Annotated in this window: 24 protein-coding genes; 14 read left to right on the forward strand and 10 right to left on the reverse strand. The window is 46.0% G+C overall.

Features of this window, described 5'->3' with window-relative positions; genetic code table 11:
- The first annotated feature begins 18 nt into the window (after positions 1 to 18).
- Positions 19 to 285 carry a 2Fe-2S iron-sulfur cluster-binding protein gene (locus tag OCU87_RS00325; RefSeq protein ID WP_062688203.1) on the forward strand — a complete coding sequence of 89 codons (267 nt, stop codon included), beginning with the start codon at positions 19 to 21 and terminating at the stop codon, positions 283 to 285.
- A gap of 44 nt (positions 286 to 329) precedes the next feature.
- A complete protein-coding gene (gene fre, locus OCU87_RS00330) occupies positions 330 to 1,040 on the forward strand; it encodes an NAD(P)H-flavin reductase (RefSeq protein WP_261857634.1) in 711 nt (236 codons plus the stop codon).
- A 106-nt stretch (positions 1,041 to 1,146) separates the two neighbouring features.
- Here fre and OCU87_RS00335 read toward each other — a convergent pair whose 3' ends face one another.
- The gene (locus OCU87_RS00335) at positions 1,147 to 2,028 is read right to left on the reverse strand and encodes a carboxylate/amino acid/amine transporter (protein ID WP_094956560.1); all 882 of its coding nucleotides are present in this window, start codon (positions 2,026 to 2,028) and stop codon (positions 1,147 to 1,149) included.
- 135 nt (positions 2,029 to 2,163) lie between these two features.
- Complete coding sequence (gene uspA / locus OCU87_RS00340) at positions 2,164 to 2,586, reverse strand: universal stress protein UspA (protein WP_062688204.1); 423 nt, start codon at positions 2,584 to 2,586, stop codon at positions 2,164 to 2,166.
- A gap of 246 nt (positions 2,587 to 2,832) precedes the next feature.
- Here uspA and ftnA point away from each other — a divergent pair, with 246 nt between their 5' ends.
- The 5 genes from ftnA (at position 2,833) to OCU87_RS00365 (ending at position 7,038) form a co-directional block, all read left to right on the forward strand.
- A complete protein-coding gene (ftnA, locus tag OCU87_RS00345) occupies positions 2,833 to 3,360 on the forward strand; it encodes a non-heme ferritin (RefSeq protein WP_048900484.1) in 528 nt (175 codons plus the stop codon).
- Positions 3,361 to 3,430: 70 nt separating this feature from the next.
- Positions 3,431 to 3,769, forward strand: a complete 339-nt coding sequence (gene uspB / locus OCU87_RS00350) for a universal stress protein UspB (protein ID WP_048900483.1) — start codon at positions 3,431 to 3,433, stop codon at positions 3,767 to 3,769.
- A 106-nt stretch (positions 3,770 to 3,875) separates the two neighbouring features.
- Positions 3,876 to 4,994 carry a mechanosensitive ion channel family protein gene (locus tag OCU87_RS00355; protein ID WP_261857635.1) on the forward strand — a complete coding sequence of 373 codons (1,119 nt, stop codon included), beginning with the start codon at positions 3,876 to 3,878 and terminating at the stop codon, positions 4,992 to 4,994.
- 110 nt (positions 4,995 to 5,104) lie between these two features.
- Positions 5,105 to 6,292: a BaiN/RdsA family NAD(P)/FAD-dependent oxidoreductase gene (locus OCU87_RS00360; RefSeq protein WP_261857636.1), complete on the forward strand. Its 1,188-nt coding sequence runs from the start codon at positions 5,105 to 5,107 to the stop codon at positions 6,290 to 6,292.
- A 206-nt stretch (positions 6,293 to 6,498) separates the two neighbouring features.
- Positions 6,499 to 7,038, forward strand: coding sequence for a DUF3332 domain-containing protein (locus OCU87_RS00365; protein ID WP_062688209.1), 540 nt, complete (start codon positions 6,499 to 6,501; stop codon positions 7,036 to 7,038).
- A 76-nt stretch (positions 7,039 to 7,114) separates the two neighbouring features.
- Here OCU87_RS00365 and OCU87_RS00370 read toward each other — a convergent pair whose 3' ends face one another.
- The 4 genes from OCU87_RS00370 to OCU87_RS00385 form a co-directional block, all read right to left on the reverse strand.
- Complete coding sequence (locus tag OCU87_RS00370) at positions 7,115 to 7,711, reverse strand: TetR/AcrR family transcriptional regulator (protein WP_261857637.1); 597 nt, start codon at positions 7,709 to 7,711, stop codon at positions 7,115 to 7,117.
- Positions 7,712 to 7,735: 24 nt separating this feature from the next.
- Complete coding sequence (locus tag OCU87_RS00375) at positions 7,736 to 9,232, reverse strand: coniferyl aldehyde dehydrogenase (RefSeq protein ID WP_261857638.1); 1,497 nt, start codon at positions 9,230 to 9,232, stop codon at positions 7,736 to 7,738.
- Between the two features lie 115 nt (positions 9,233 to 9,347).
- Positions 9,348 to 9,962, reverse strand: a complete 615-nt coding sequence (locus tag OCU87_RS00380) for a tRNA-uridine aminocarboxypropyltransferase (RefSeq protein WP_261857639.1) — start codon at positions 9,960 to 9,962, stop codon at positions 9,348 to 9,350.
- 114 nt (positions 9,963 to 10,076) lie between these two features.
- Positions 10,077 to 11,150, reverse strand: coding sequence for a COG3650 family protein (locus OCU87_RS00385; RefSeq protein ID WP_261857640.1), 1,074 nt, complete (start codon positions 11,148 to 11,150; stop codon positions 10,077 to 10,079).
- A gap of 115 nt (positions 11,151 to 11,265) precedes the next feature.
- On the opposite strand from OCU87_RS00385, the gene OCU87_RS00390 reads away from it, so the two are divergent.
- Complete coding sequence (locus OCU87_RS00390) at positions 11,266 to 11,724, forward strand: EVE domain-containing protein (protein WP_062688216.1); 459 nt, start codon at positions 11,266 to 11,268, stop codon at positions 11,722 to 11,724.
- Positions 11,725 to 11,793: 69 nt separating this feature from the next.
- Here OCU87_RS00390 and OCU87_RS00395 read toward each other — a convergent pair whose 3' ends face one another.
- Together OCU87_RS00395 and OCU87_RS00400 are read right to left on the reverse strand one after the other, a co-directional pair.
- Positions 11,794 to 12,591, reverse strand: a complete 798-nt coding sequence (locus OCU87_RS00395; RefSeq protein ID WP_062688218.1) for a Cof-type HAD-IIB family hydrolase — start codon at positions 12,589 to 12,591, stop codon at positions 11,794 to 11,796.
- 93 nt (positions 12,592 to 12,684) lie between these two features.
- Positions 12,685 to 13,686 (reverse strand): alpha/beta fold hydrolase, encoded by a 1,002-nt coding sequence (locus tag OCU87_RS00400; protein WP_062688220.1) that lies wholly within the window; start codon positions 13,684 to 13,686, stop codon positions 12,685 to 12,687.
- A 211-nt stretch (positions 13,687 to 13,897) separates the two neighbouring features.
- Between OCU87_RS00400 and rhtB the strand changes: the two genes are divergently transcribed.
- The 3 genes from rhtB to OCU87_RS00415 all read left to right on the forward strand — a co-directional run bounded on the left by rhtB (position 13,898) and on the right by OCU87_RS00415 (position 16,858).
- Positions 13,898 to 14,515: a homoserine/homoserine lactone efflux protein gene (gene rhtB / locus OCU87_RS00405; protein ID WP_062688222.1), complete on the forward strand. Its 618-nt coding sequence runs from the start codon at positions 13,898 to 13,900 to the stop codon at positions 14,513 to 14,515.
- 60 nt (positions 14,516 to 14,575) lie between these two features.
- Positions 14,576 to 15,790, forward strand: coding sequence for an EAL and HDOD domain-containing protein (locus OCU87_RS00410; protein WP_261858331.1), 1,215 nt, complete (start codon positions 14,576 to 14,578; stop codon positions 15,788 to 15,790).
- A gap of 180 nt (positions 15,791 to 15,970) precedes the next feature.
- The gene (locus OCU87_RS00415) at positions 15,971 to 16,858 is read left to right on the forward strand and encodes an EamA family transporter (protein ID WP_261857641.1); all 888 of its coding nucleotides are present in this window, start codon (positions 15,971 to 15,973) and stop codon (positions 16,856 to 16,858) included.
- 112 nt (positions 16,859 to 16,970) lie between these two features.
- On the opposite strand, the gene OCU87_RS00420 is transcribed toward OCU87_RS00415, so the two are convergent.
- Positions 16,971 to 18,569, reverse strand: a complete 1,599-nt coding sequence (locus OCU87_RS00420) for an AbgT family transporter (RefSeq protein ID WP_261857642.1) — start codon at positions 18,567 to 18,569, stop codon at positions 16,971 to 16,973.
- A 491-nt stretch (positions 18,570 to 19,060) separates the two neighbouring features.
- On the opposite strand from OCU87_RS00420, the gene OCU87_RS00425 reads away from it, so the two are divergent.
- Complete coding sequence (locus OCU87_RS00425) at positions 19,061 to 20,065, forward strand: acyltransferase (protein ID WP_261857643.1); 1,005 nt, start codon at positions 19,061 to 19,063, stop codon at positions 20,063 to 20,065.
- Between the two features lie 46 nt (positions 20,066 to 20,111).
- Here OCU87_RS00425 and OCU87_RS00430 read toward each other — a convergent pair whose 3' ends face one another.
- Entirely contained in the window at positions 20,112 to 20,444 is a 333-nt protein-coding gene (locus OCU87_RS00430; protein ID WP_261857644.1) for a DUF2500 domain-containing protein, read from the reverse strand.
- Positions 20,445 to 20,714: 270 nt separating this feature from the next.
- Here OCU87_RS00430 and OCU87_RS00435 point away from each other — a divergent pair, with 270 nt between their 5' ends.
- On the forward strand, positions 20,715 to 21,080 hold the full coding sequence (locus tag OCU87_RS00435) for a hypothetical protein (RefSeq protein WP_062688228.1): 366 nt from the start codon (positions 20,715 to 20,717) through the stop codon (positions 21,078 to 21,080).
- A gap of 1,041 nt (positions 21,081 to 22,121) precedes the next feature.
- Positions 22,122 to 22,757 carry a lysoplasmalogenase gene (locus OCU87_RS00440; protein ID WP_261858332.1) on the forward strand — a complete coding sequence of 212 codons (636 nt, stop codon included), beginning with the start codon at positions 22,122 to 22,124 and terminating at the stop codon, positions 22,755 to 22,757.
- The last annotated feature ends 79 nt before the right edge of the window (positions 22,758 to 22,836 follow it).

A 22,836-nucleotide genomic window follows, 5' to 3' on the forward strand; every position in this document is an offset into this window, starting at 1 on the left:
ACTATTACTAAGAATATTATGACGTACCAAGTTCGCCTGCTACCTGCTGATGTCACTTTTACTGCTACCGAGCATGAAAGCGTCTTGCAGGCTGCGCTCAACGCAGGCATTGCTTTTCCTAATCGTTGCCAAGTCGGTGCATGTGCGATGTGCATGTGCCGAAAACTATCGGGTGAGATAACTTACCAACTTGAGCCTATGCTTACTGAGAAAGAGCAAGCGCAGGGTTGGATGTTTACTTGCCAAGCAACGGCGAAAAGCGACTTGGTGCTCAGCATGGATTAGCGACATCGAACGCGACCATGCTCCTGAACGACTAGAGGACAACCATGTCGATTAAATGTGAAGTAAAGTCAGTTGAATCATTAGCATGTAATACATTCCGTATTTTATTGCAGCCAGAACAAGCGATCGATTTCAAAGCCGGTCAGTACCTGTTAGCCGTGATGGGTGAGAAAGATAAACGCCCATTCTCGATAGCAAGCAGCCCGTGCCGTGAAGGTGAGCTAGAGCTTCATATTGGTGCCGCAGAGCATAACCCGTACGCGATTGAAGTGGTGGAAACCATGAAAGCGGCACTTGCTGCGGGCACGCCTGTTGAAATCGAAGCACCACACGGTGACGCTTGGGTACGCACTGACAGCGAGAAGCCGCTACTGATGATTGCGGGTGGTACGGGCTTTTCTTACGTACGCAGTATTTTAGATAACTGTTTAAGTCGTGGCGTGAACCAGCCTATCTTTGTTTACTGGGGTGGCCGTGACGCATGCCAGCTGTACGCAAATGATGAACTACAGGCGTTGGCGGATAAACACGCGAACCTGACTTACGTGCCTGTGGTTGAGCAAGCTGAAGCTGCTTGGCAAGGCAAAGTGGGCAATGTACTGGAAGCCGTGAGCAACGATTTTGTTAGCCTATCAGCTTACGATATCTATATTTGTGGCCGTTTTGAGATGGCAGGCGCAGCACGCGAACTGTTCACCGCAGAAAAAGGTGCAGAGCGTGAGCGTATGTTCGCCGATGCGTTTTCGTTTATCTAAGACGAAATGGCAGCAGTTTAGCTAGCTTGGGATGATATATATAAACGGCGAGCCATTGGCTCGCCGTTTTTGTTGTTACGACATGAGAAACATGGCGAGGTGGTGGCTACACACTCGCTTGGCGCGATGCCGCGACCTTACGTTTGACCCAAGTTTCATTTAGCCACAATGAAAAGACGATGATAATGCCGCCAATGATCAAGCGTGGGTAATCAACATCACGATTCCAAATCACGATATTTACAATCAATCCCGCAGGTACTAAGGCATTATTCATGATTGCCAAGGCACCAGCATTGACCATGGTTGTTCCTTTGTTCCATAAAAAGTAGCCTAAGCCTGACGCCATCGTACCGAGGTACAGTAGCACCCCCCATTGAGTGGTAGTGGTGGGCAGCTTATCGGTATTACCAAACATCAAAAACATCGGTATGGCGACGCACATTGCGCCTAAATAGAACAAGCCAAACACAGTATGCTGCGGGATATCTTTGTTTTCTTGCTCCATGGTTCGCTTATAGCCGACTTGGCCAATCGCAAAGCTTAGGTTAGCGCCTTGGACGATTAAAAAACCCATAATGAAGTTTTCATTAATGCCTTCAAATTTAATGACGGCTGCGCCCAAGACGGCAATAACCGCGGTCACAAGATACCAAGCTGAAAACTGACGGTGCAGTGCATCGTAAATCAGAGTGACATAAATCGGCGTGAAAACAGTGAAGAGCAGCACTTCAGGTACCGATAGATACAGGAAAGACTGGTAATAGAAGCAGTACATGATGCCAAGCTGAAAGGCACCCACCACCATTAACTTAGCTGCTAATTTGGGGTGTAAGTATTGCTTACGTAAGAAAGGTAAAAACACCAGTGCCGCTAGTGACACACGAGTGAGTACCGAGAACCAAGCGTCGACTTGACCCGCAAGATATACCCCAATCAGGCTAAATGAAAACGCCCAGAGCAAGGTAATAGCTGAAAGATATCCCATAACAATTCGATTAATCCATAGATGTCATGGCGATAGTGTACCTGAAAGCCTTTGCAACAAGCATGAAAATGCTAGTTTAAGGCAAGAGGTCGGAGCGGTAAGTTGGCTTTACCGCTCGAGGTGACGATGGCGGTACTATTTTAGTGGCACCATTAGCATATCAACAGGTGTACGGTTGATTAGCTGTTTCGCTGAAGACAGAATTTTACTCCAGAAATCTTGGTGGTGACCACACACTATCAGTTCGATATCAAGGTCATCGATCGCCTGACAGATTTCATCGGCTAAATCACCACTGCCCACAAGGGTGTGAGAAACGGGATACCCTGCTTTTTCTGATAGGGATTTTAAGTGGTGCTGCGCTTCATCTGCCATACGATGCTGAGCATCAGACAGGTTAATATCAATCAGGCCGGTATAAAGTTCGGCATAATTCACATCAATATGGATCAGCGATAATTTAGCATCAACAGCCTTGGCCAATGCGGCAGCTTTGTTGACTAAAACGAAGCTGTCTTCCGATAGATCAATAGCAACGAGAATGTGTTTGTAAGCCATAACTTTGCACTCCTTATCACGGTTTAATTTCATGCTACCACTGAGTATGGCGCAAAAATATCGTGTAGATCTCACCCTTGATGCTAACTATAAAATTCCATACAGAGTGGTCTTTTTGTCTTTTCTTTTCGTATCTTATCCCTAACTGAGGAGTGTCACCTCAGATACTTACTTTTGTTATGTTGCAAACTTGATTGTGCGCTGTGACAATGTCTCTATTACAATTGTATAAGAAGGAGTAGTGCGATGTTAGCGCAAGCGATGGTTGAAAAACTGAATGAGCAAATTAACTTGGAGTTTTTCTCTTCAAACCTATACCTGCAAATGAGTGCATGGTGTGAAGATAAAGGCTTTGAAGGTGCTGCTGAGTTTCTTCGTGCCCATGCTGTTGAAGAAATGGAACATATGCAGCGTTTATTCACGTACGTGAGTGAAACGGGTGCAATGCCGATTCTGGGTGCGATTGAAGCACCAAAACACGAATTTGCATCACTGGGTGATGTGTTCCGTGAGACGTATGAGCATGAGCAGTTGATTACTAAACAAATCAACATGCTGGCGCATGTGGCGTTCACTACTCAAGATTACTCAACATTTAACTTCTTACAGTGGTATGTCGCAGAACAACACGAAGAAGAGAAGTTGTTTAAAGGTGTTCTAGACAAGATTGAGCTGGTTGGTGAAGACGGTAAAGCCTTGTTCTTTATCGACAAAGACTTGGCAGCGATGGCCAAAGCTGGATCGTCGTCTGTGATGGATACGCAAGCAGGTTAAATCATAGTATAGGGTGTATTGATGCACCCTTTATCCCCTGCTTGTGTCTAAGGTAGTTTGGGGGTTGTTTATGATTAGTGGGGATGCATTACTGCTGGCGCTGTTTATGGTTGCCGTTGTTAACGTTTCTAGGTATGTCAGTACATTACGTACATTACTCGCCATCATGCGCGAGTGTGATCCCTTGCTTTATCAGCAAGTGGATGGTCGTGGTTTCTTCTCATCTCAAGGCAATGTCAGTAAACAAATTCGTTTGTTTCACTACATTCGCAGTCAGCAATACCATAAGCATCATGATCCTGTATTTATGGCCAAGTGCATTAAAGTTCGTCGGTTATTTATTCTTGCCAGTACCTTCTTGATGGTTTTCTTCATTGCCATTTTCGTGGTTGCTTACCTCGGCATGTAATACCGATTGTCCGATCTCGGCCGAATATCGAGGTGATTTCTGTTTGCCAATCGTCGTTATTGCGCTTAACTTTACGGCTATTGAACGCAAAAAGTTATGATTATTGATGGAAAAAATGACAACCTGGTGGGCCTCATTAGAACAAGGCTCTAGCCCTGATTGGCTCTTCAATGTGGGCTTATTATTGACCTTAAGTGCTGTGCTCTCGGGGGCTTGGTGGCTGATCAGTCGCCGCCTTGCTCACATCGCAGAAACCACCAAAATCATCTGGGATGATGCATTAGTGCATGCAGTGCGTCGCCCTGTCTCTTGGTTGATTTGGCTCTGGCCTGCACTGATCTCCGTCGGTGTGGCTGTGGAGAATACCAGCCATTATTCAACCGCATTTCTGGTTGTCGTACGTCACTTACTCTTGGTCTGGACGCTCACTTGGGTATTGCTTCGCTTAATTTCCAATGTCGAAGTAGCATTAGCGGATAAAGCGAAAGACCTCACCACTTTAAATGCTGTTTCTAAAGTGCTGCGCCTGATCGTTATGGTGATCGGCGGCCTTGTGATGATGCAAAACCTTGGGCTGAGCTTATCGGGCATTTTAACCTTTGGTGGTGTCGGTGGCTTAGTCGTTGGTATGGCAGCCAAAGATCTTTTGGCTAACTTCTTTGGCGGCATGATGATTTACTTTGATCGCCCGTTTAAAGTCGGGGATTGGATCCGTAGTCCTGATCGCCTCATTGAAGGGACAGTCGAGCGTATTGGTTTTCGCATGACAGTGATCCGCACTTTTGACAAGCGCCCGCTGTATGTGCCGAACTCGGTGTTTAGTTCTATTGTGGTGGAAAACCCATCGCGGATGTCGAATCGTCGGATTAAGCAAAAAGTCGGGCTGCGCTATCAAGATGCGGCTGTGGTGGGAAATGTGGTGGAAGGGATCAAGCAGATGTTACGTCAGCATCCAGAGATTGATAGCCAGCAAACCTTGATTGTCAGTTTTGATAATTACGGACCATCATCGCTTGATATCTTGGTATATACCTTCACCAAAACCGTGAATTGGATTGAATATAAAGACGTACAACAAGATGTGATGCTTAAAATCGTTGGGATTGTGCATCAGCATGGCGCTGACTTTGCCTTCCCAACCAGTACGGTGCAGTTGGGTGATAACGCCTTGATGGCACTGCAGTCTCCTTCGTCTAAGGTGCAGTTTGAGTCACCCGAGTGCTAAGGCTGTAGGATTGCGGTTGGTATTCGCCGCTCAGGCGGGTAAAATGTGCGCAAATGAGGGATGCTATATCGGCATCCCTTTTTCATTGCGAGAAAAGCAGGTTGAGTGAGATGGCAGAACAGTTTGATGTAGTGATTATTGGTGCGGGTGCCGCAGGGTTGATGTGTGCTGCTGAGGCGGGCAAGCGAGGCCGTTCGGTGCTGGTGGTTGATCATGGCAAAAAACCGGGCCGTAAAATCCTGATTTCAGGCGGTGGTCGTTGTAACTTTACCAATTACGATGTGGCGGCAAATAACTTTGTCTGTCGTAACCCTCACTTTGTAAAATCGGCTTTGTCGCAATATACCCAATGGGATTTTCTGGCAATGATTGGTAAACATGAGGTTGCCTTTGAAGAACGCGAGCATGGCCAATTGTTTTGCTTAGATTCAGCCAAAGACATTGTCAAAATGCTATTGGCTGAGTGTGACTTACCAACAGTATCACAACGCTATCAAGTCGATGTGCATGATATAACTAAGACGGAAGATGGCTTCACGCTAAAATTGAACACCGATACCGTTCATTGCCAGTCATTGGTGGTGGCGACGGGTGGCTTGTCGATGCCGAAATTGGGTGCAACGCCATTTGGTTACCAGATAGCGGAACAATTTGGTTTGAAGCGTATCCCGACCACGGCAGGCTTAGTGCCATTTACGTTGCATAAAGAAGATAAAGAAGCGTTTGCTGAGCTTTCAGGTATTGCTATTCCGACGGTGATTGATGCGGAAGATGGCACCTCATTTAAAGAAAATTTATTGTTCACCCACCGTGGTTTATCTGGGCCTGTAGTGCTGCAGATATCCTCTTACTGGACGCCGGGACAAAAAGTGACGGTTGATCTATTACCGAATGATGATTTAACTGAAACGTTGACGGCAATGCGTGAAGCACACCCTAATCAAAGTCTGAAAAACTCATTGTCTCGTTTATTACCTAAGCGTTTAATCGAAGTCTTGATTGCGCGTGGCGATCTGGAAGATAAACCCTTAAAGCAGTTTAATCCGAAAGACATTACCACCTTAGCGGACTATTTCCACCGCTGGACCATTGCACCCAACGGCACTGAAGGTTACCGCACAGCGGAAGTGACCTTGGGTGGGGTAGATACCAACGAATTGTCATCGAAAACAATGGAAGCTAAGCAGGTTTCTGGTTTGTATTTTATCGGTGAAGTGATGGATGTTAGCGGTTGGCTTGGTGGGTATAACTTCCAATGGGCATGGTCGAGTGGCTATGTCGCAGGGCAATACGCTTAAACATTTTTGTTGTGCCCTAAAACAGAAAGCGCTGCTTTTACAGACGATGTAAAATAGCGCTTTTATATAAATTATCTGCAAAAACAAAGTGTTGAAATATCCGGTTTTCACCTGCAATTTTTTCGTATAAAAAGCTCGACCTTCATCCAAAAAGGTCTATAATCCGCCAGCTTTTTTTACGATCTAAATAATTGGAGATATCGGTAATGACGAAAGTTGCGCTTAAAGCGGTTGCAATGGCAGTGCTAGCAACATCACTAACGGGTTGTATTGGTCAAATGGGTACCTCTGCGGCTGTGACAAAACTGAACTTGTCAGCGGTGGATAATCGTTATGGTCGTGCAGGACTGTTTGTATTGCTAAGTCCGGTTTACGGTATTGCAGCAACGGCAGATATGTTCATCTTCAACAGCATTGAATTCTGGACGGGTAAAAACCCAATCACAGGTCGTTCACCAGCGGTAGTTGATATGCCTGTTGATGCTATTTTCAAAGTAAATAGCAAACTAGATAAAAGCATGACAACAGCGCCATTGGCTAGCGTTCGTCAAAGTAATGTTGATGCAGCAAGCTTTGAACAAATTGATGCTGAGACCCTAGATATGCATGTTGCTTACCAAAATGGTGAGACAGCGGTATTACGTGGCAAGAAAGTAGAAGATGGTGTGGATTTCTACCTTGATGGTCAATTCGTAACAACCGTAAGCATGGACGAATTAACACAATACGCGCATAACTTATCGTAATTGTAAGTCACAGCGAGTATGAAAAAATGGGCGCTTCGGCGCCCATTTTTGTATCTGTTGTTTAATCGCGTAGGCTTTATGCTGAGGTATTACTTGGGTTAGCGATCGCTTGCCAAAATAAGTCAAAAGCGTGTTGCTGAAATTCTGGGTCTGTTGCGTATTCTGGGCAATCAATCAGTAAACTGGCGGTGGCCAAGTATTGAGTATGGCAAAAATTAAACAGCAAGGGTCTCGGACGAGGGAATAATTCCCCGCTGATAATTCCCTCTTCAAGTAAGGCCATTAGGAACCCCATGGTGCTTGCCATCATTTCGTGTTGCTGTTGAACACTCGAATGTGGATCGCTTGCCATTTGACGTAAAAATTGCAAATGAGTTGGATGGTGTAATGCCCACTCTAAGGCTGTCTGCCAGTAGTGCTCGACTTGCGCTTTTAATGACAACAAGGGATCGGCAGGTGTCATTGCTGCACTGAGCTCAGTCTTGGTGAGCAGGTACAAATTATCAACCAACTCTTTTTTAGTCGCAAAGTGATGAAAAAGTGTGCCATTTGCGACGCCAGCTTGTTGGGCTATTTTGGCGGTCGCAGTACCTTGGATCCCATGTTCGACAAAGAGGCTAAGGGCGGTATCTAAGAGTTGCTGTTTTTTATGGCTGGCCATTTTTTCTCTCATTTTTCTACTTGGGATACAAAGGTGTTAGCGAATAAAGAAGGCTAACATGATTTTTTGAATAATACCGCCATACGGTGGCGTGACCAGCTTACCGGTATTTATTTTCCCGCGAGTGAGCACGGTTTTGGCTTTGGAAAAGGTTAGAAAGCCTTCATGACCATGATAGTGCCCCATCCCAGAAGCGCCGACACCGCCGAATGGTGCGTCATCAGCTGCTACTTGAAAGATAGATTCGTTGATTGCCATACCACCGGCGTGAGTGGTGGTTTTTACTCGAAGCTGTAGCTCAGGGTCAAAACTCATCAAGTAAAAGGCTAGCGGGCGAGGGCGTTGCTGAATATAGGTTAATGCATCATCGATTGAGTGATATGGCACGATAGGTAAGATAGGGCCAAAGATCTCATCCTGCATCAACTGCATTGTATCTTTAGTTTCGAGTACCAAATGCGTCACCATGCGGTGCTGCTCGTCGTTACGGGCGTCATCATGGCACGGAATTATTTCGGCACCTTGCTGCTTAGCATCGGTTAAGTAATCGCTTAGTCGTTGGTATTGGCGAGCATTGATCACCGAAGTGAAGTCTTTGTTTGCCACCCCTTTCGGGTACATCTTATTGAACTGCTTTTTATATTCTTCGACAAAATCTCGCACTTTCTCTTCTGGGACTAGTGCGTAATCAGGGGCGACACAAATCTGGCCTCCATTGAGGCTTTTACCAAAAATCATTCGTTCAACGGCAGTGGCTAGTGGCATATCGGGGGCGACCAACACTGGCGACTTTCCGCCTAATTCCAGTGTGACTGGAGTCAGGTTGTCGGCAGCAGCGCGCATGACATGGCGACCTACAGTGGTTGAGCCAGTGAAAATCAAATGGTCGAACGCTAGGCCGCTGAAGGCCGCTGCGACATCGGCTTCGCCTTCGACCACACTGACTTGCTCTGTAGTGAAAGCGTCGGCGAGCAGCTGAGTGATCACGACATTGGTTTTTGGTGTGAACTCACTCAGCTTGATCATCGCGCGGTTGCCGGCAGCAAGAGTGGTGATCAGTGGCCCCATGCTTAGCATCACAGGGAAATTCCACGGCACGATAATGCCCACAACGCCCAAGGGCTGATAAATCACTTCCACTTTTGCTGGAGCGAGTAGTAGCCCTGCATGACGGCGAGACGGCTTCATCCACTTCTTCAAGCGTTTAACGGTGTAGTTAATATTCTGAATACAGGGCAAAACATCACTGATCAGGCTGTCATGGTTACTGCGCTGACCAAAGTCTTGGTCGAGTGCTTGGCATAAGGCTTTTTTATGGTTCAGTATTGCCTTTTTTAGGGCTTTTAAGTGGCTGATACGTTCAGCGAGATCTGGATAGGGCTGTGCATTAAATGCTTGGCGTTGTTGGTCTAATTGGAACTGAAGCTGAGTGATATCGAAGTGGTCAGTGACGATATTATCGGAAGCGGGATGATTCGAACCGATTTTCTCAGGAGTTACGCGCTCGGAAACAGTAGAGGGTGCCACAGTCATGATCTCGTCCTTAAAATTACCTAAGTAAAATAAAACCGACTAATTAGTCGGTTTTTAGAGTATAGGCAATAATAGCTAAGGTGCAAGTTAATAAGATCATAATTTTGACGAAGGCTTAATGTCGGCGATGACCGCTGCGATCAGCATGGAATACCGCAGAAAAAGCGGTGAAATAGTGTTGAAGTTGGTTGGCTTGCTGAGGCTGATTTAATAATGACAGTAGCGCAACCCCTGTTTCGCAGGTACATAAATTACCGGCTTGCTGGTTACGGCGCAGCTGATATTGAGAGAGTGCTGTCGGCGTTAAACTTAGGCGGGGTAACGTCGCGAGCCACGGGCTTTTTCTCACCATTTTTCGCGCTTCCTGCCAAGTAGCATCTAACAACACAAATAGCGGTATTACGGTTGAGATTGCCGCCGTAGAGCATGATGGCAGTGACTCTGGTGCGCCCGTAAATGGGGTCGCGGGATGCTCATCATCAGCAGGAAATAGTAACCAAGGTTGATAGAGAGGATCGGCTAGCTTATCAATTAGCGCTGTTGGTGAATTAACCCGATCCCAAATAACGCGCTCGCAATGCGGCAAGGTTCGGATCATGAGTTCGCCTGTATTGGTGGCTTTGCGGCATTCATTTGGGTGGGTCAGCAACACAAAATGAGCAGAGCTGGTTAACTTGGGTTCATGTGAACAAATACAGTTATGCGTGAAGCCACAGCGTGGGCAAGACATGCGCGAATTCTCAATAGTATGGGTTTAATCAGATAGGGGATTGTGCGGTAATCATGCTGTCGCTGCAATATGAGCAACGACAGCAAAGTGTTCTGTGGGGAGAACGTTGTCGGATTATGGCTGACGTTTCAGCTGTAACCCCCCGTCGCCTAAACTGTATTCGTTGCCGTTAATGATTTCATCATGAGCGATGAGTCGTTGACCTTTTTCGGTGTCTTCAAGGGTGTAAATACGCTCACTCAGTAGCCGACGGCCTTGGTGTGAGGTCATCATTACTTTGACACTGTCTTCGCTGACTTGCTGCCATAAACCCTCTTCTTCCAGTGCGGGCTCATTGCTGTCGTATTCATAGCGAGTTATAGCTGAGTGATCGGGCAACAGAGTGAGTGTGGTTGTTAGCCCTGGAGTGTTGGTGGCATCGGCCGTCGTTTTGTATTGGCCGACCCAATTAGCGGTTACATCGGTAGCCCCCAAGGTGGCACAGCCTTTGAATTTTTTACCTTGCCAAGTGAGGCTTGATTGCCACCCGTAGAGCGAATCACTCATGGTGTCGTTGCAATGGCCTTTGGTAAGTACTAAGCGGAAATCTTTGCCTTGGTAAACTTGCTTGCCCGACGTGGCTTGGCGTTGCGTGATCGCTTGTTGCTGATTATTCGCACCTATTTGCGAGAAAACAACCGCATCTTTTTGAATCTTAACGTTCCAGCTTGGCTCCATGCCAAATGCGCTGGTGGTATGGGCGCTCATTTGGCAACCGCCACGCATTTCTGCGGATAGAAGGTTAGTTTGTTTTACCCTTAGGCGGCCGTCGTAATCTGCGGCAAAACCATCTTCTGGGGCAGGTTCGAGCATCCCGATGACCTCGGCATACATTGGCTCATAATTGTACGGCGCAATTTTTCGAATTTCGTTGTGGTCGCTAGGTGGAAACACAATCCAATATTGCTTAGTGCTGTTGCAAGGCTGGAAGGTGTAGCTTTCATGGCCCCATGTCACCATGCCGCGCATCATAAAAGCTTGAACTTTGGATCCCGAGCCAGTCTCGGTATTGGCGAGGACACCTGTTATGGCATCGGTAGCCGGTGTTGTTTGGCTGGTGTTACCCGTTTGGTCGGGTTGGCTGGCACAGCCTGCTAATAACGCGAGAGTTGCGAGTGGCAGCGCCAGCGGAGTCCAAAGCTTCATCATTTACCTCTTCATCGAGAGTGGTGGAATATAGTATGGTGAGCATCATGCTCCTGTGCGTTATGAGCTTACCTGCTATAACTTCAGATAACAAAGACCCTGCACCAAGAGGCCTTTCATGGCGAAATGGTTATTTAAAACAGAACCAGATGCGTTCTCGATAGACACTTTAAAGCAGCAAAAAGTTTCATGTTGGGAAGGCGTACGCAATTATCAAGCCCGTAATATGATGCGCGATGCGATCAAATTAGGTGATGAAGTCTTTATTTACCACTCGTCTTGTAAAGACGTGGGCGTGGTGGGTATTGCGACTGTCGTAAAAGAGGCATACCCAGACCATTTTCAATTTGATCCGCAAAGCCCTTACCATGACCCAAAATCGACACCCGACAACCCGCGTTGGATCATGGTTGATATTGAATACCAACGGCATTTACGTTTAGTGTCGTTAAAACGGATGAAGGCGACAGAAGCGCTGGTGGCGATGCCATTGGTACAGCGAGGAAATCGTTTGAGCATCATGCCTGTGACAGAGCAAGAGTGGACCACGATATTACAGATGACCGGGCAGTATTAAGCGGTCGCTAAAACAAAAACGACTTTGGCGCATAGGCGGCAAAGTCGTTATCAGTCAGCGGGCTGAAGATTACAGCACGTTTTTGACGAGGTAATGAGCCACGGCTTCATCTTCACATGAGCCGATCACTTCATTGTTTGGTAGTGCGCGTTTGACTTTCTCGTGTGCCGTGCCCATGACTAAGCCTTTGCCTGCCATTGATAGCATTTCAGCATCGTTCATGCCATCACCAAAGGCAATACAGTCGGCGAGTGTTAAGCCTTTTTCTTTGGCTACCGCTTCAAGGGCATGGCCTTTGGATACGTTGGCATCCATGACTTCTAAGCACCATGGTGTTGAAAATGCGATATTCGCTTTATCGCCAAATGCGGCGTTAAATTTTTCTTCCCACTCCACCAACTTTTCGTGGTCTTGGTCATCTCGGGTAAAAAAGACTTTAGCAATGCCATCGACTGGTGGATTTTCGACATCAAATAGCTGGTAGGTGAAGGTCTCGTGGAAATCACGTAGCTTTTCATCTTCAGTGTTGAGTAGCCACTGATCGTTTTGATAAATATGAATTTTTAGCTCAGGGTCCGTTTTTGCCATCGCTATTACGCCTAAAACGACTTCTGCTGTTACATCTTGCTTGAAGATCGCTTCGCCTTTGCAGTTGTGCACACGTGCGCCATTAGAGGTGATCATGTACGCTGGAATGCCTAACTCTTCACGCATACCCGCCACATCAATGTGATGACGGCCAGTGGCGAAAATGAAATGACGGCCAGCTTGGTGAAGGCGGTTTAACACTTCTTTGGTGTAAGGCGCGAGTTTATGATCCGGTGTTAATAAGGTGCCATCCAAATCTGACGCTACAATCTTGTACATGAACATTCCCACTCTGAGCTATCTCGGCGGCACAATCGCTGACGAGGACAGGATCGATTCTAAACCACTTTTGCGGAAGGAAAAGAGGCTAATTTATTTCGATTCGCTTTCCGCTTTTTTAAAATGTGTCAAAGTGGCAGCTAATATTGGGGTGCGGTACTTATCTTGTTCGAACAATAATTCGTGACGAGCACCATGAATAACTTTGATCTCGCAATCACCGCCAGCTTGGTTTACCGCGTGGTGGAAAACATCGTGGGCCGAGTTATCGACGACGGTGTCGTCACTGCCTTGGATTAGTAGCACTGGCGCTGTTATTTGATAGGCGTGCTGCACACATTTTTTGGCCGCTGCCATCCCTTGCCATACCCAGCGAGCACTTGGACCCCCAATTTTCAGCTCTGGTTTATGTTCGTATAAGTCACGAAACCATTGATAGCGAACTTCACTTTGGCTCAGTTTATTATCCAAAAACGGTTTTGGATAATAAGGGACTTGCCCCGGCGCATAGTCAGGTTGGCTTTGCAGCTGCTCGATAACACGTGCTAATGGTGATGCGATCGGCTTCATCCATTGGGTTAAATGAATGCCGTGCATCGGTGCACTTAACACGACGCTATCGAAGAAATCTGGGTGTTGTTCGACAAAAAGCGTACCGACAGTGCCACCCATCGAGTGTGCCAGCATGAAGTGTTGCTGGTAGCCGCGTGGGGCGACAACGGTATTAATGAAAGTATTAAAATCGTCGACATAATGATCAAACTCTTCCACGTGGCCTAATTCGGTATCGTCAACGAGGCGATCGGAAACCCCTTGACCACGATGGTCGATCGCAAAAACATCGTAACCTTGCTGGGTTAAGTCATAAAAAAGTTCTTGGTATTTCCAATAACTTTCGATGCGGCCATTGATCACTACGATGGCTTTATCACTGTTAAAACCCGTTAAGCTGACCCAACCGATAGTCAGATCATCAACCCCTTTGAATTCGCCTTCTTCTCGTTGTTGCCACAATGCCGCTGCGGGACCTTGCATGGTCTCTGTAAAGTGAGGTTCGAGTGAGAAATCATAAAAGTGTGGAGGTTGCGCTGTCATGCTAGCTCTCAAATTGAGGGTGGAAGGAGACCAAAATAATTCAATAAATATGAGTGGTTCAGCCCATAAATTGTTGTATGTCAGTATAACCTAAACTGAAGAGTAGCGAATAGAAGGCAGCAAGTTGCTTTAAAGCCTATTCTGCTGTTAACTAGCGCCAATATTGATAGCTTTATTGTTTATTGAGCTCGCGTAAAAGCAGGAGTATGTTGTGAGTGTTGATATTTGGTTAGCCTATTTGGCGACGGCGATTGTTTTTAGTTTTGCTCCAGGTTCTGGTACGGTAAATTCCATTAGTAATGGAATGGTCTATGGTTTCCGTAAATCGTTGTCATCAATTATCGGGTTACAAGTTGGCTTGACGTGTCACATTATCTTGGTAGGGGTTGGGCTGGGGGCTTTGGTGGCTCAGTCGGCAACTGCGTTTACTGTGATTAAGTGGGTTGGTGCGCTGTACCTGATTATTTTGGGGATCCAAAAGTGGCGTGAACGTGCAACCTTCGATCTCAACCCTCAGCAAGCGTCAGTCTCAAGTAGCCGTTTGTTCCGTCAGGCGATTTTGGTGAATTTAACCAACCCAAAGAGTATTGTTTTTTTGGTGGCGTTATTCCCGCAATTTATTCAGCCGTCTGCACCACAACTGCCACAATTATTGATATTGGGTGTGACGACAGTGATGGTTGATATGTGTGTCATGCTGGGATATGTCACCTTAGCTTCGCGTTTATCGGGCTACATTCGTTCAGAGCGTATTATGGGGGCGCTTAATCGTGTCTTCGGGTCAATGTTTATTGGATGCGGTGCATTATTGGCATCAGCACGAGCATAACACTGACCGTTCTTTGTTGTTTAATGCTGGTGTTTCATGAAATCACGTAATGACCAAGCCATGTATTCTTATGTTGCGCGTCAGCCGATATTCAATCGGCAACAGCGCACGGTTGGCTATGAATTACTGTTTCGTGATGGCGAGAATAATGCATTCCCTGATATTGAAGCCAACAAAGCGACTAGCCGCCTGTTAGTGGAAAACTATATGGCGGTTGGCGATAACGCTGCCATTTCAGGACAACGTACTTTTATCAATTTCCCGCAAGACAGCCTACTTCAATTGTTACCCCTTCTATTGCCTAAGCGTAGTATCGTGGTTGAAGTCTTAGAAACGTGCGAACCCAACGATGCGCTTTTTACTGCGATAAAATTATTGTACCAACGTGGCTATATTATTGCGTTGGATGATTTTGAAATGTCCCCAGCATGGCGCCGTTTTTTACCGTATGTACGAATTATCAAACTAGATTTGATCAAGCTTGGTATCGAAAAATCGTGTGATTTCGTCAATCAATATCGATCTCGTAAGCTGAAATTTTTAGCAGAGAAAGTGGAAACCAAAGATGAATACGAGACCGCATTAGCCGCGGGGTTTCATTTTTTCCAAGGGTATTATTTCTGCAAGCCTGAATTACTTAAAAATCGGCAAGTTGAGCCAGAGAAACTAAACACTGTTTTGTTGTTGCAAGAAATTTGCCGCGATCCTGTTAATTTCAAACGCATCGAACAGATCATTACCAGCGATGTATCTTTGTCGTATTTATTACTGCGTTATGTCAATGCCGCGTCTAACCGAACTGTTGAGCCGATCAGCTCATTCCGTCAAGCCTTGGTCTATTTAGGGGAAGATAAAATCCGCCTCTTTATCGGGGTAGTAGCAACTGCCCATGCCGCGTTAGATAAACCGAGAGAGTTGTATTTGATGTCGCTACAACGCGCGCGGATGTGTGAATCGTTAGCGACGGGCAGTGGAACTCAAGAACAATCGCATCAAGCGTTTTTGGTGGGGATGTTTTCGTTGTTGGATGCCTTGTTGGATACGTCACTTGATCAGCTGGTGAAGGTGTTACCGTTACAAGAAGATGTGGAAGCCGCGTTATTGCATCATCAAGGGCGATTAGGTCATACATTGGCGTTATTGGAAGCGTACGATCAGGCTAACTGGCATCTTGTCAGTGAGTATTGCGAGCAACTCGGCATTGCTGAAAATGTTGTTACCCGCAGTTATCAGCAAGCATCCCGTTGGTCTGAGGATATGCTTCGCATTCAATAGGTGCGTATGATCCTATGTCGGTCTGTGCGCGACGATGAACCTTTTGTGAAACCCTGCTCGATATTGCCTATCTCCTCTCACTTTTATTTACACTGCTTCTTTTGGACTAGACCATTTTTGTTGCGCCACCGTGTGATCACAAGCGGGTAGTGCGATGAGGTGGTAATAAAAAGGAATGCTGTGTCTATCTTCGCTGTTGTCTTGGTGGTGATCTCCGCCGTTATCCATGCCAGTTGGAATCTGTTGGGTAAATCACGTACGCCTACGCCGACATTTTTTGGATTGGCCAGTTTGGGGGCCGGTATCTTGCTATCACCCGTTCTGGTGTATGTATTAAATTTGCCTATTTCATTGCCCATGACTTTTTGGTGGTTGCTGCTGGTCAGTGGCTTTTGCCAGATGGTGTATATGGCCGCATTGGCATTGGCTTATCAACAAGCAGATGTGGGGGTGGTATACCCGATTGCTCGCGCATTGCCTGTTTTGATGGTGGCGGTGATAACGGCGCTGTTTGGGCAATCGCTGCCTGTGTCCGTGTGGATCGGCATGGTTGTCGTTACTCTTGGTTGCTTGTTGGTGCCGTTAGTGACGTTTAAGCAGTGGCATTGGCGTGCTTATACTCAACTGGGTTGTTTGTGGGCACTGGTAGCCGCGATCGGTACGGCTGGCTATTCGGTGATCGATAAATCTGCACTCAATATATTGGCGGCGACAGGCTTACCGTCATGGTTGATGGCGATGTTTTATTTGGGTGCCCAGTTTTTAGCGACTGGGTGTTGGCTAAGTTTATTCTCTGTGCCGCGTTCGGGGCGCAAAGAATTAGCCAAAGTATGGCAAGACCGAAAGATCGCTTTAGTGACAGGAGTGATGATGGGGGGGACCTACGGGCTGGTCTTATTTGCAATGACCCTGACGGACAACGTTAGTTATATCGTTGCTTTGCGCCAGTTGAGTATTCCTGTTGGAGTTGCTCTGGGGATTTGGTTGTTAAAAGAACCGTCCCACCGTCCACGAGTCATTGGAGCCGCGTTGGTCTGTATGGGGTTAATGGCGGTGTCATTGCGCTGATTTTATCGCTAATGGCCTCTAGATAAGACAACGCCGAGCAAGGCTCGGCGTTGGTATTTACTCTTTATCGGTTGCTGAAGAAGGGGGAAGTCCTTCAGCTAACAGCGACTAATTAGCCACCGACGTTGTAATAAGTTGCCGCGCCAGGGCCAACTGGAATACCAAGCACAAATACCCACACGTAGAACATGATGCTCCAACCAATGACGAACACAATCGAGTAAGGCAGCATGGTTGAAATCAGCGTACCTAAGCCGAGGTTTTTCTGGTAACGCGATGCGACAGCCAGAATCATCCCGAAGTAGCTCATCATTGGGGTGATGATGTTAGTAACTGAATCACCAATACGGTAAGCCGCTTGAATCGTTTCTGGTGCGTAGCCAACCAGCATCAACATAGGAATGAAGATAGGTGCAGTAACTGCCCACTGTGCCGATGCAGAACCGATCATAAGGTTGATGAAGCCACACATTAGAATGAAAGCGAAGAATAGCGCAGGACCAGTCAGACCAATAGATTGCAGGAAGTCTGCTCCACCTACTGCGAATACCTGACCAAAGTTAGTCCATTTAAAGAACGCCACAAACTGCGCAGCAAAGAACACCAATACGATGTACATGCCCATCGATGACATCGATTTAGACATCGCATCAATGACATCGCGATCACTCTTCATGGTCCCAACCACTTTACCGTAAACAAAGCCAGGGACTGCGAAGAACACAAAGATAAAGGCAACAATGCCTTTCAGGAACGGTGAACCCGCCACTAGACCTGTGGTTGGGTGACGTAAAATGCCATCAGCAGGCACAATTGTTAGCGCTAGCAAGCCAGCAACAACCAGAGCAGCCACACCAGCTAAACGCAGGCCTTTTTTCTCTAGGTTGGTCAGCTTACCCATCTTGTCGCCAGACAAGTCTTCAGCGGCATCGTCAGGGTTGTATTTACCAAGCTTAGGTTCGACGATTTTCTCGGTAACAAACGCACCCATGATGGTAATCGCGAATGTAGAAGCAAACATGAAGTACCAGTTAACTTCAGGGCCGACAGTGTAGTTCGGGTCGATCATTTGTGCTGCAGTTTCTGTAATACCTGACAGCAGTGGATCAACCGTACCCAGCAGAAGGTTGGCACTGTAACCACCGGACACACCAGCAAAAGCAGCGGCTAAACCAGCAAGCGGGTGACGACCCAGAGAGTGGAATAACATTGCAGCCAGTGGGATTAGTACCACATAACCTAGCTCAGATGCAGTGTTAGAAATGATACCGGCGAATACAACAACCAAAGTCACCATACGGCGAGATGCGCCCATGACAAGGCCACGCATTGCAGAAGATAGGAGACCTGAGTGTTCTGCAATTGCCACACCTAACATGGCAACCAGTACGGTACCGAGTGGTGCGAAACCGGTGAAGTTTTTCACTAGGTTTGCCACGATAAGCTGTAAGCCTTCGGCATTAAACAAGCTAACCACGTGGATCATACCGTCAGCAGCACGACCAGCAGCGCCTTCAGGGCGAGGGTCGACAACGGAAACTTCGAAATAACCTGCAATCCCAGATGCCACTAAAATAGCGACACAAAACATAGCAAAAAGGGTGATTGGGTGAGGTAGTAAGTTACCTAGCCACTCAACGGTGTCGAGAAAGCGGGTAAAAAGGTTCTTTTTAGGCGCTTTAGGGGCCTGTTGTGAAGCAGATGAGTGCATGTAGATTCTCTTCCTTTTCGTTTTAATCCCATCAATGGGAACATCTTTATGTGCGAAAGGTTACGCTATTGTTAACGCTGTGAACAAGAGGAAACTATTTCAAAATGTTTCCAGTGTCACGTAAATGTCTGCATTTTGTTAATAATATAGATGTTTTGGTTGTTTTTTTGAGCAAAAGCAGAGCGCAAATGCGCTCTGGTGTTGTGTGTTGTGTTGCATTTTAATGCTTTGCTAAGTGATTGATTGATCGTTAATGAGAATGCTTTCGCGGTAGCGAGGTGGCTTTAACATCATTTGGATTGCCGAACGGCAGTAAAAAAGATCTATTCTGTCACATGTTTTTTACATTATTTTAGATAGAGAACCGATGAAAATTGCCGAGTTCGGTCAAAATGCTGTCAATTCGCTTAAAATGAATGATGTTGTGGTTAATGATTCCTGTTGGCTATGCTACAAAAGATAAGATGTAGTTCTGGTTGGTGGGGTGCACATTGCGTCAAAAAATTTATTTCTTCGATTTATTGCGCTGTGTGGCGGCGATTGCGGTGGTGGTGATCCACGTGCTGGGACCTTACCGAGAGCAGTTAGGGAGTATCGCGAATACTGATTGGGCAATCGCGATAGGCTTTAATAGTGCAAGTCGGTGGGCTGTTCCTGTCTTTATTATGATCACAGGCGCACTGATGCTGACAGATAAGCGCGAGTTCGTATTGGATTACTACTTGAAAAGGCGACTCGGCAAAGTGTTGGTGCCATTTCTTGTGTGGTCGGTGTTTTATGCTTGGTTATCAGGTGTGTCACTGAGCGGATTTGATGGCGGACTGGCATGGTACACTTTGCTTGAGCTGCCGTTCCACGAGACCTATTACCACCTTGGCTTCTTCTATTACTTTATCCCTCTGTATTTTGTAATTCCCTTTTTCCGCTGGGCTGTGCAATGTGCCGATCGGACGGCGGTTATAGCTTTCACTGCCTTATGGCTCGGCATAACAACATTATTTCTATTTAAAATTGATGGTCCTTGGAGCCAGCAGTTGGTGTTGTATAGCGGGTATTTATTGCTGGGGTATTGTTTGTTTCACTACCAATGGCCTGCGCGACGTTGGTTGATTGGACTGGGTATCGTTATGCTGGTGGCAACAGCGTATAACGTGATAAGTGCGAGCTTTGCTGCCGATGAATATACCGTTGGGCGGTGGCTATCGTACAAAACGGTGAATACAGCGTTGATAGCCGCAATGGTGTTTACCCTTTGCCAACGTTATGGTGAAGGGCTGAAAGGAAAAGCACAGCAGAGTATTGGCTTTATAAGCCGCTATAGTCTTGGAGTGTACTTACTGCATCCGTTGTTCTTGTGGCCCGTACGTGCCTTTGACCTTTATTGGGGATCACCATTGCTGATGATCCCATTCTGGACGGTGGTTTGTGGCGGGTTAGCATTAGCCAGTAGTTACTTACTGGCGAAGCACAAGCTAACAGCATGGCTCGTGCCGTGATGTGTGGCGAGGCAAAGTAGGCCGGTTAGCGTGGTATTGGTCTTATTTAGTCGCGCTGTAAAGCAAAGTGCAAAAACTGCCTGCCGCGGTAGGTCATGATGCCTTGATCCCCAGGATTGAGCGCCTGAAAATAATGAATACCCACCATAAACTCTCGTCTAGGCCCGCCTTCGGTGGGCTCGACATAGATCCAATACTCCTCATTGTCATCCCCAGGCTGCGCCCCAATAATGGGATTGCTTTGTTTATCGAGCACGCAAACCTCGACTTTTTTTTCTGGGGCCTCAAGCCCAAGGCTATGGCGACGGTAAGAATAGAGAAAATAACTGATAGCGATAGCCAGTGCAGCCAGCAAGGCTAGCTGAATCCAAAATGGCATGAGAGAGCTCCTTGAACAATGTCTGCCTGTATTGATCGCCATTTTAGGGGGAAAGGCTACGACGGATCCCACAAAGCGTGATCTAATCAGGTTTTTCACTGAGGATGCATAGCGCATTGTGAGCATTAGCGGACTTTTTTTGCTTAACGTTAAACAAAGATTGCATTGCGTAGGTGAGGCAGTAATGTAAAAGAAGGCATACAACACATCATCATTATGTGAAAGTCGGCGTTGTTGATGAGGGTTGTATTGATAAAAGGGAGATAGCCTATGGCCAATATCGAAATGGTCGTGACAAAGACACGGCGTATCGAGCACTTACTGCGTGAGCATTATCATGCGGAAGGCAAAGGCTTACATCAGTTGATCACCAGCTGTGAAGAGCGACTACCACATGAAGTGATTCCCAAATTGCGTTTTATTGCCTCTGTAAGAAATAAAACCGTTCATGAAGAGGGTTACAAGCTTGATGATAAGAAAGGTTTTATTGCCGCTTGTCGTCAGTGTGAAAAGGAACTCACACCTCGAAGTGGTCGTTTTATTTGGGGATTAACATTGTTAATCGTACTGGGCTTTACTGCGCTAGCATTGTGGTTTTATTCGGCGAATTGGCACAATATTAATTTAACGCCATAGTGATAGAAGGTTCAGGCATTAGGCAGAAGTGAACGCTTAATTCAGATATATTCAGAATGAAAAAAGGGCACCCATTGGGTGCCCTTTTTTTTGAAATTTTTATTTGCTTAGTAAAGCATTGGCAGCGTCATGAGGCCCGCAACAACTGCGATCATCATAAGCCCTTGTTTTTGGGAAGAAGTGAACATATTGAGGCTCCTTAATTAGCTGCTAAAGATATGTTGTTAATAACAATAGCATTGTTTTCATGCTTTAGGCAACCTTGAATGTCATTTTGTTGTAAAAAACACAATTTTAAAGTCAATATTTAAGGGTTTTATTACTATTAAACTGTGTTTTTTGATGTGGTTAAAAAGTGAGTGATTGCGATCACACTTTAGTTTTCGTCGTTAAGCTGTTGATTTTATGGTGTTTAATTATGGTTATGTTGCGTTATTTATCGTCAGTATGAGTGTTGTTTATTGTGGCTTATGTTTTTTTGAGTAATTCAAGGTTTGGCTTTCCTAATGGCGCTGTCGCGATGTAAAGCTAGCGGTTTGTAAGGGAATGCTTTCTGCAAATAGAATATTTATCTATTAATCAACCAACTAAAGCCATTTTATCGCTTCTGAAATTTCTATATTTTTCATCATCGGGTAGTGTCGTTAGTTACGGTTGAGTTGAACCGTTCCCAATGAAATTTATATTGTTAAGCTGTTGTTTTTACAGTGATTTGATTGGTGATTTTAAAACTTTATGAAGTTGTTTTTATGTGTTTTTACCGATTTTTAAGCATATGGTTTTTTGTTTTGTTCGATTTTTTCTGTTTTTAAGCGGGAAACCGTTTGCGTGGGAGTTTTTATTTTAATGAGGCTTGCAGTATAAGGAGTAAAGATCATTGCATAAGTTATTTGGGGTTAAAGAGGCTAATCTATCTGAGTGTGATATATCGCAATAGGGAAAGTTAGGTTTTATAAGCGGTGTCTAGTTATCGAGGTGAGTGACTAGACAATAATGATTGGATTTTTACACTGTGCTGCATTAATCAAAAATGGTGATGTTATGTGGGTTTGGTTAGCCATTTCGTTTTCAGCGTTGCTGCACATTAACGCGGCCTATAAAGGGCCAAAGTGGCAGTTTTATTTTTTTAAGCCATTAACGACAGGATTGTTAATGGTCACCTTATGGCAGCATGGCCTCTCACATTTTTATCAACAGGCTATCTTTGTGGGTTTGTTGTGCTCGATGGTGGGTGATATCTTCCTGATGTTGCCAAGAGATCGGTTTGTCCAAGGGCTGGGTAGTTTTCTGGTTGCCCATATTATTTATTCCGTCGCCTTCTGGAGTCAGCTGACAAGCAGCATGGTGTGGTGGCTTCCTGCCATGCTTTTTGGTAGCGGGGTGATTGTGTTTTTGTTACTGCTACCAACATTGGGTCGCCTTGTTATTCCCGTCGCCTTGTATATTGGCATGATAACGCAAATGGCATGGGCCGCTGGGGAGTTTTGGTTAACTACCCAAAGCCTAATGGGCGCTTTTGCTTTTGGTGGTGCCTTGATCTTCATGGTGTCAGATTCTGTATTGGCCATTGATCGTTTCCGAGGGCCTTACCACAGCGCCACTGCAATCGTAATGACAACCTATTATCTCGCGCAGTCTTTGATTGTCCTATCGGCATTGATGATGGCATCAGCATAGTCTGATGAGCATGATGTGATAATTGGGCTCTTCGCGAACTATCATTATTCCATCCTCCCCTTGAAAGTGCGGAGGCCTT

Source organism: Photobacterium sanguinicancri (genome assembly GCF_024346675.1).
GTDB lineage: Bacteria > Pseudomonadota > Gammaproteobacteria > Enterobacterales > Vibrionaceae > Photobacterium > Photobacterium sanguinicancri.

Excerpts from the sequence above, each read along its gene's own strand:
- OCU87_RS00440 (WP_261858332.1), top strand. The coding sequence starts at position 22,122 with ATGTGGGTTTGGTTAGCCATTTCGTTTTCAGCGTTGCTGCACATTAAC.
- OCU87_RS00365 (WP_062688209.1), top strand. The coding sequence starts at position 6,499 with ATGACGAAAGTTGCGCTTAAAGCGGTTGCAATGGCAGTGCTAGCAACA.
- OCU87_RS00380 (WP_261857639.1), bottom strand. The coding sequence starts at position 9,962 with ATGTCTTGCCCACGCTGTGGCTTCACGCATAACTGTATTTGTTCACAT.
- OCU87_RS00395 (WP_062688218.1), bottom strand. The coding sequence starts at position 12,591 with ATGTACAAGATTGTAGCGTCAGATTTGGATGGCACCTTATTAACACCG.
- OCU87_RS00335 (WP_094956560.1), bottom strand. The coding sequence starts at position 2,028 with ATGGGATATCTTTCAGCTATTACCTTGCTCTGGGCGTTTTCATTTAGC.
- uspA (WP_062688204.1), bottom strand. The coding sequence starts at position 2,586 with ATGGCTTACAAACACATTCTCGTTGCTATTGATCTATCGGAAGACAGC.
- OCU87_RS00325 (WP_062688203.1), top strand. The coding sequence starts at position 19 with ATGACGTACCAAGTTCGCCTGCTACCTGCTGATGTCACTTTTACTGCT.
- OCU87_RS00400 (WP_062688220.1), bottom strand. The coding sequence starts at position 13,686 with ATGACAGCGCAACCTCCACACTTTTATGATTTCTCACTCGAACCTCAC.
- OCU87_RS00360 (WP_261857636.1), top strand. The coding sequence starts at position 5,105 with ATGGCAGAACAGTTTGATGTAGTGATTATTGGTGCGGGTGCCGCAGGG.
- ftnA (WP_048900484.1), top strand. The coding sequence starts at position 2,833 with ATGTTAGCGCAAGCGATGGTTGAAAAACTGAATGAGCAAATTAACTTG.
- OCU87_RS00420 (WP_261857642.1), bottom strand. The coding sequence starts at position 18,569 with ATGCACTCATCTGCTTCACAACAGGCCCCTAAAGCGCCTAAAAAGAAC.
- OCU87_RS00430 (WP_261857644.1), bottom strand. The coding sequence starts at position 20,444 with ATGCCATTTTGGATTCAGCTAGCCTTGCTGGCTGCACTGGCTATCGCT.
- OCU87_RS00435 (WP_062688228.1), top strand. The coding sequence starts at position 20,715 with ATGGCCAATATCGAAATGGTCGTGACAAAGACACGGCGTATCGAGCAC.
- OCU87_RS00410 (WP_261858331.1), top strand. The coding sequence starts at position 14,576 with ATGTATTCTTATGTTGCGCGTCAGCCGATATTCAATCGGCAACAGCGC.
- OCU87_RS00385 (WP_261857640.1), bottom strand. The coding sequence starts at position 11,150 with ATGATGAAGCTTTGGACTCCGCTGGCGCTGCCACTCGCAACTCTCGCG.
- OCU87_RS00355 (WP_261857635.1), top strand. The coding sequence starts at position 3,876 with ATGGAAAAAATGACAACCTGGTGGGCCTCATTAGAACAAGGCTCTAGC.
- OCU87_RS00370 (WP_261857637.1), bottom strand. The coding sequence starts at position 7,711 with ATGAGAGAAAAAATGGCCAGCCATAAAAAACAGCAACTCTTAGATACC.
- uspB (WP_048900483.1), top strand. The coding sequence starts at position 3,431 with ATGATTAGTGGGGATGCATTACTGCTGGCGCTGTTTATGGTTGCCGTT.
- OCU87_RS00390 (WP_062688216.1), top strand. The coding sequence starts at position 11,266 with ATGGCGAAATGGTTATTTAAAACAGAACCAGATGCGTTCTCGATAGAC.
- fre (WP_261857634.1), top strand. The coding sequence starts at position 330 with ATGTCGATTAAATGTGAAGTAAAGTCAGTTGAATCATTAGCATGTAAT.
- OCU87_RS00375 (WP_261857638.1), bottom strand. The coding sequence starts at position 9,232 with ATGACTGTGGCACCCTCTACTGTTTCCGAGCGCGTAACTCCTGAGAAA.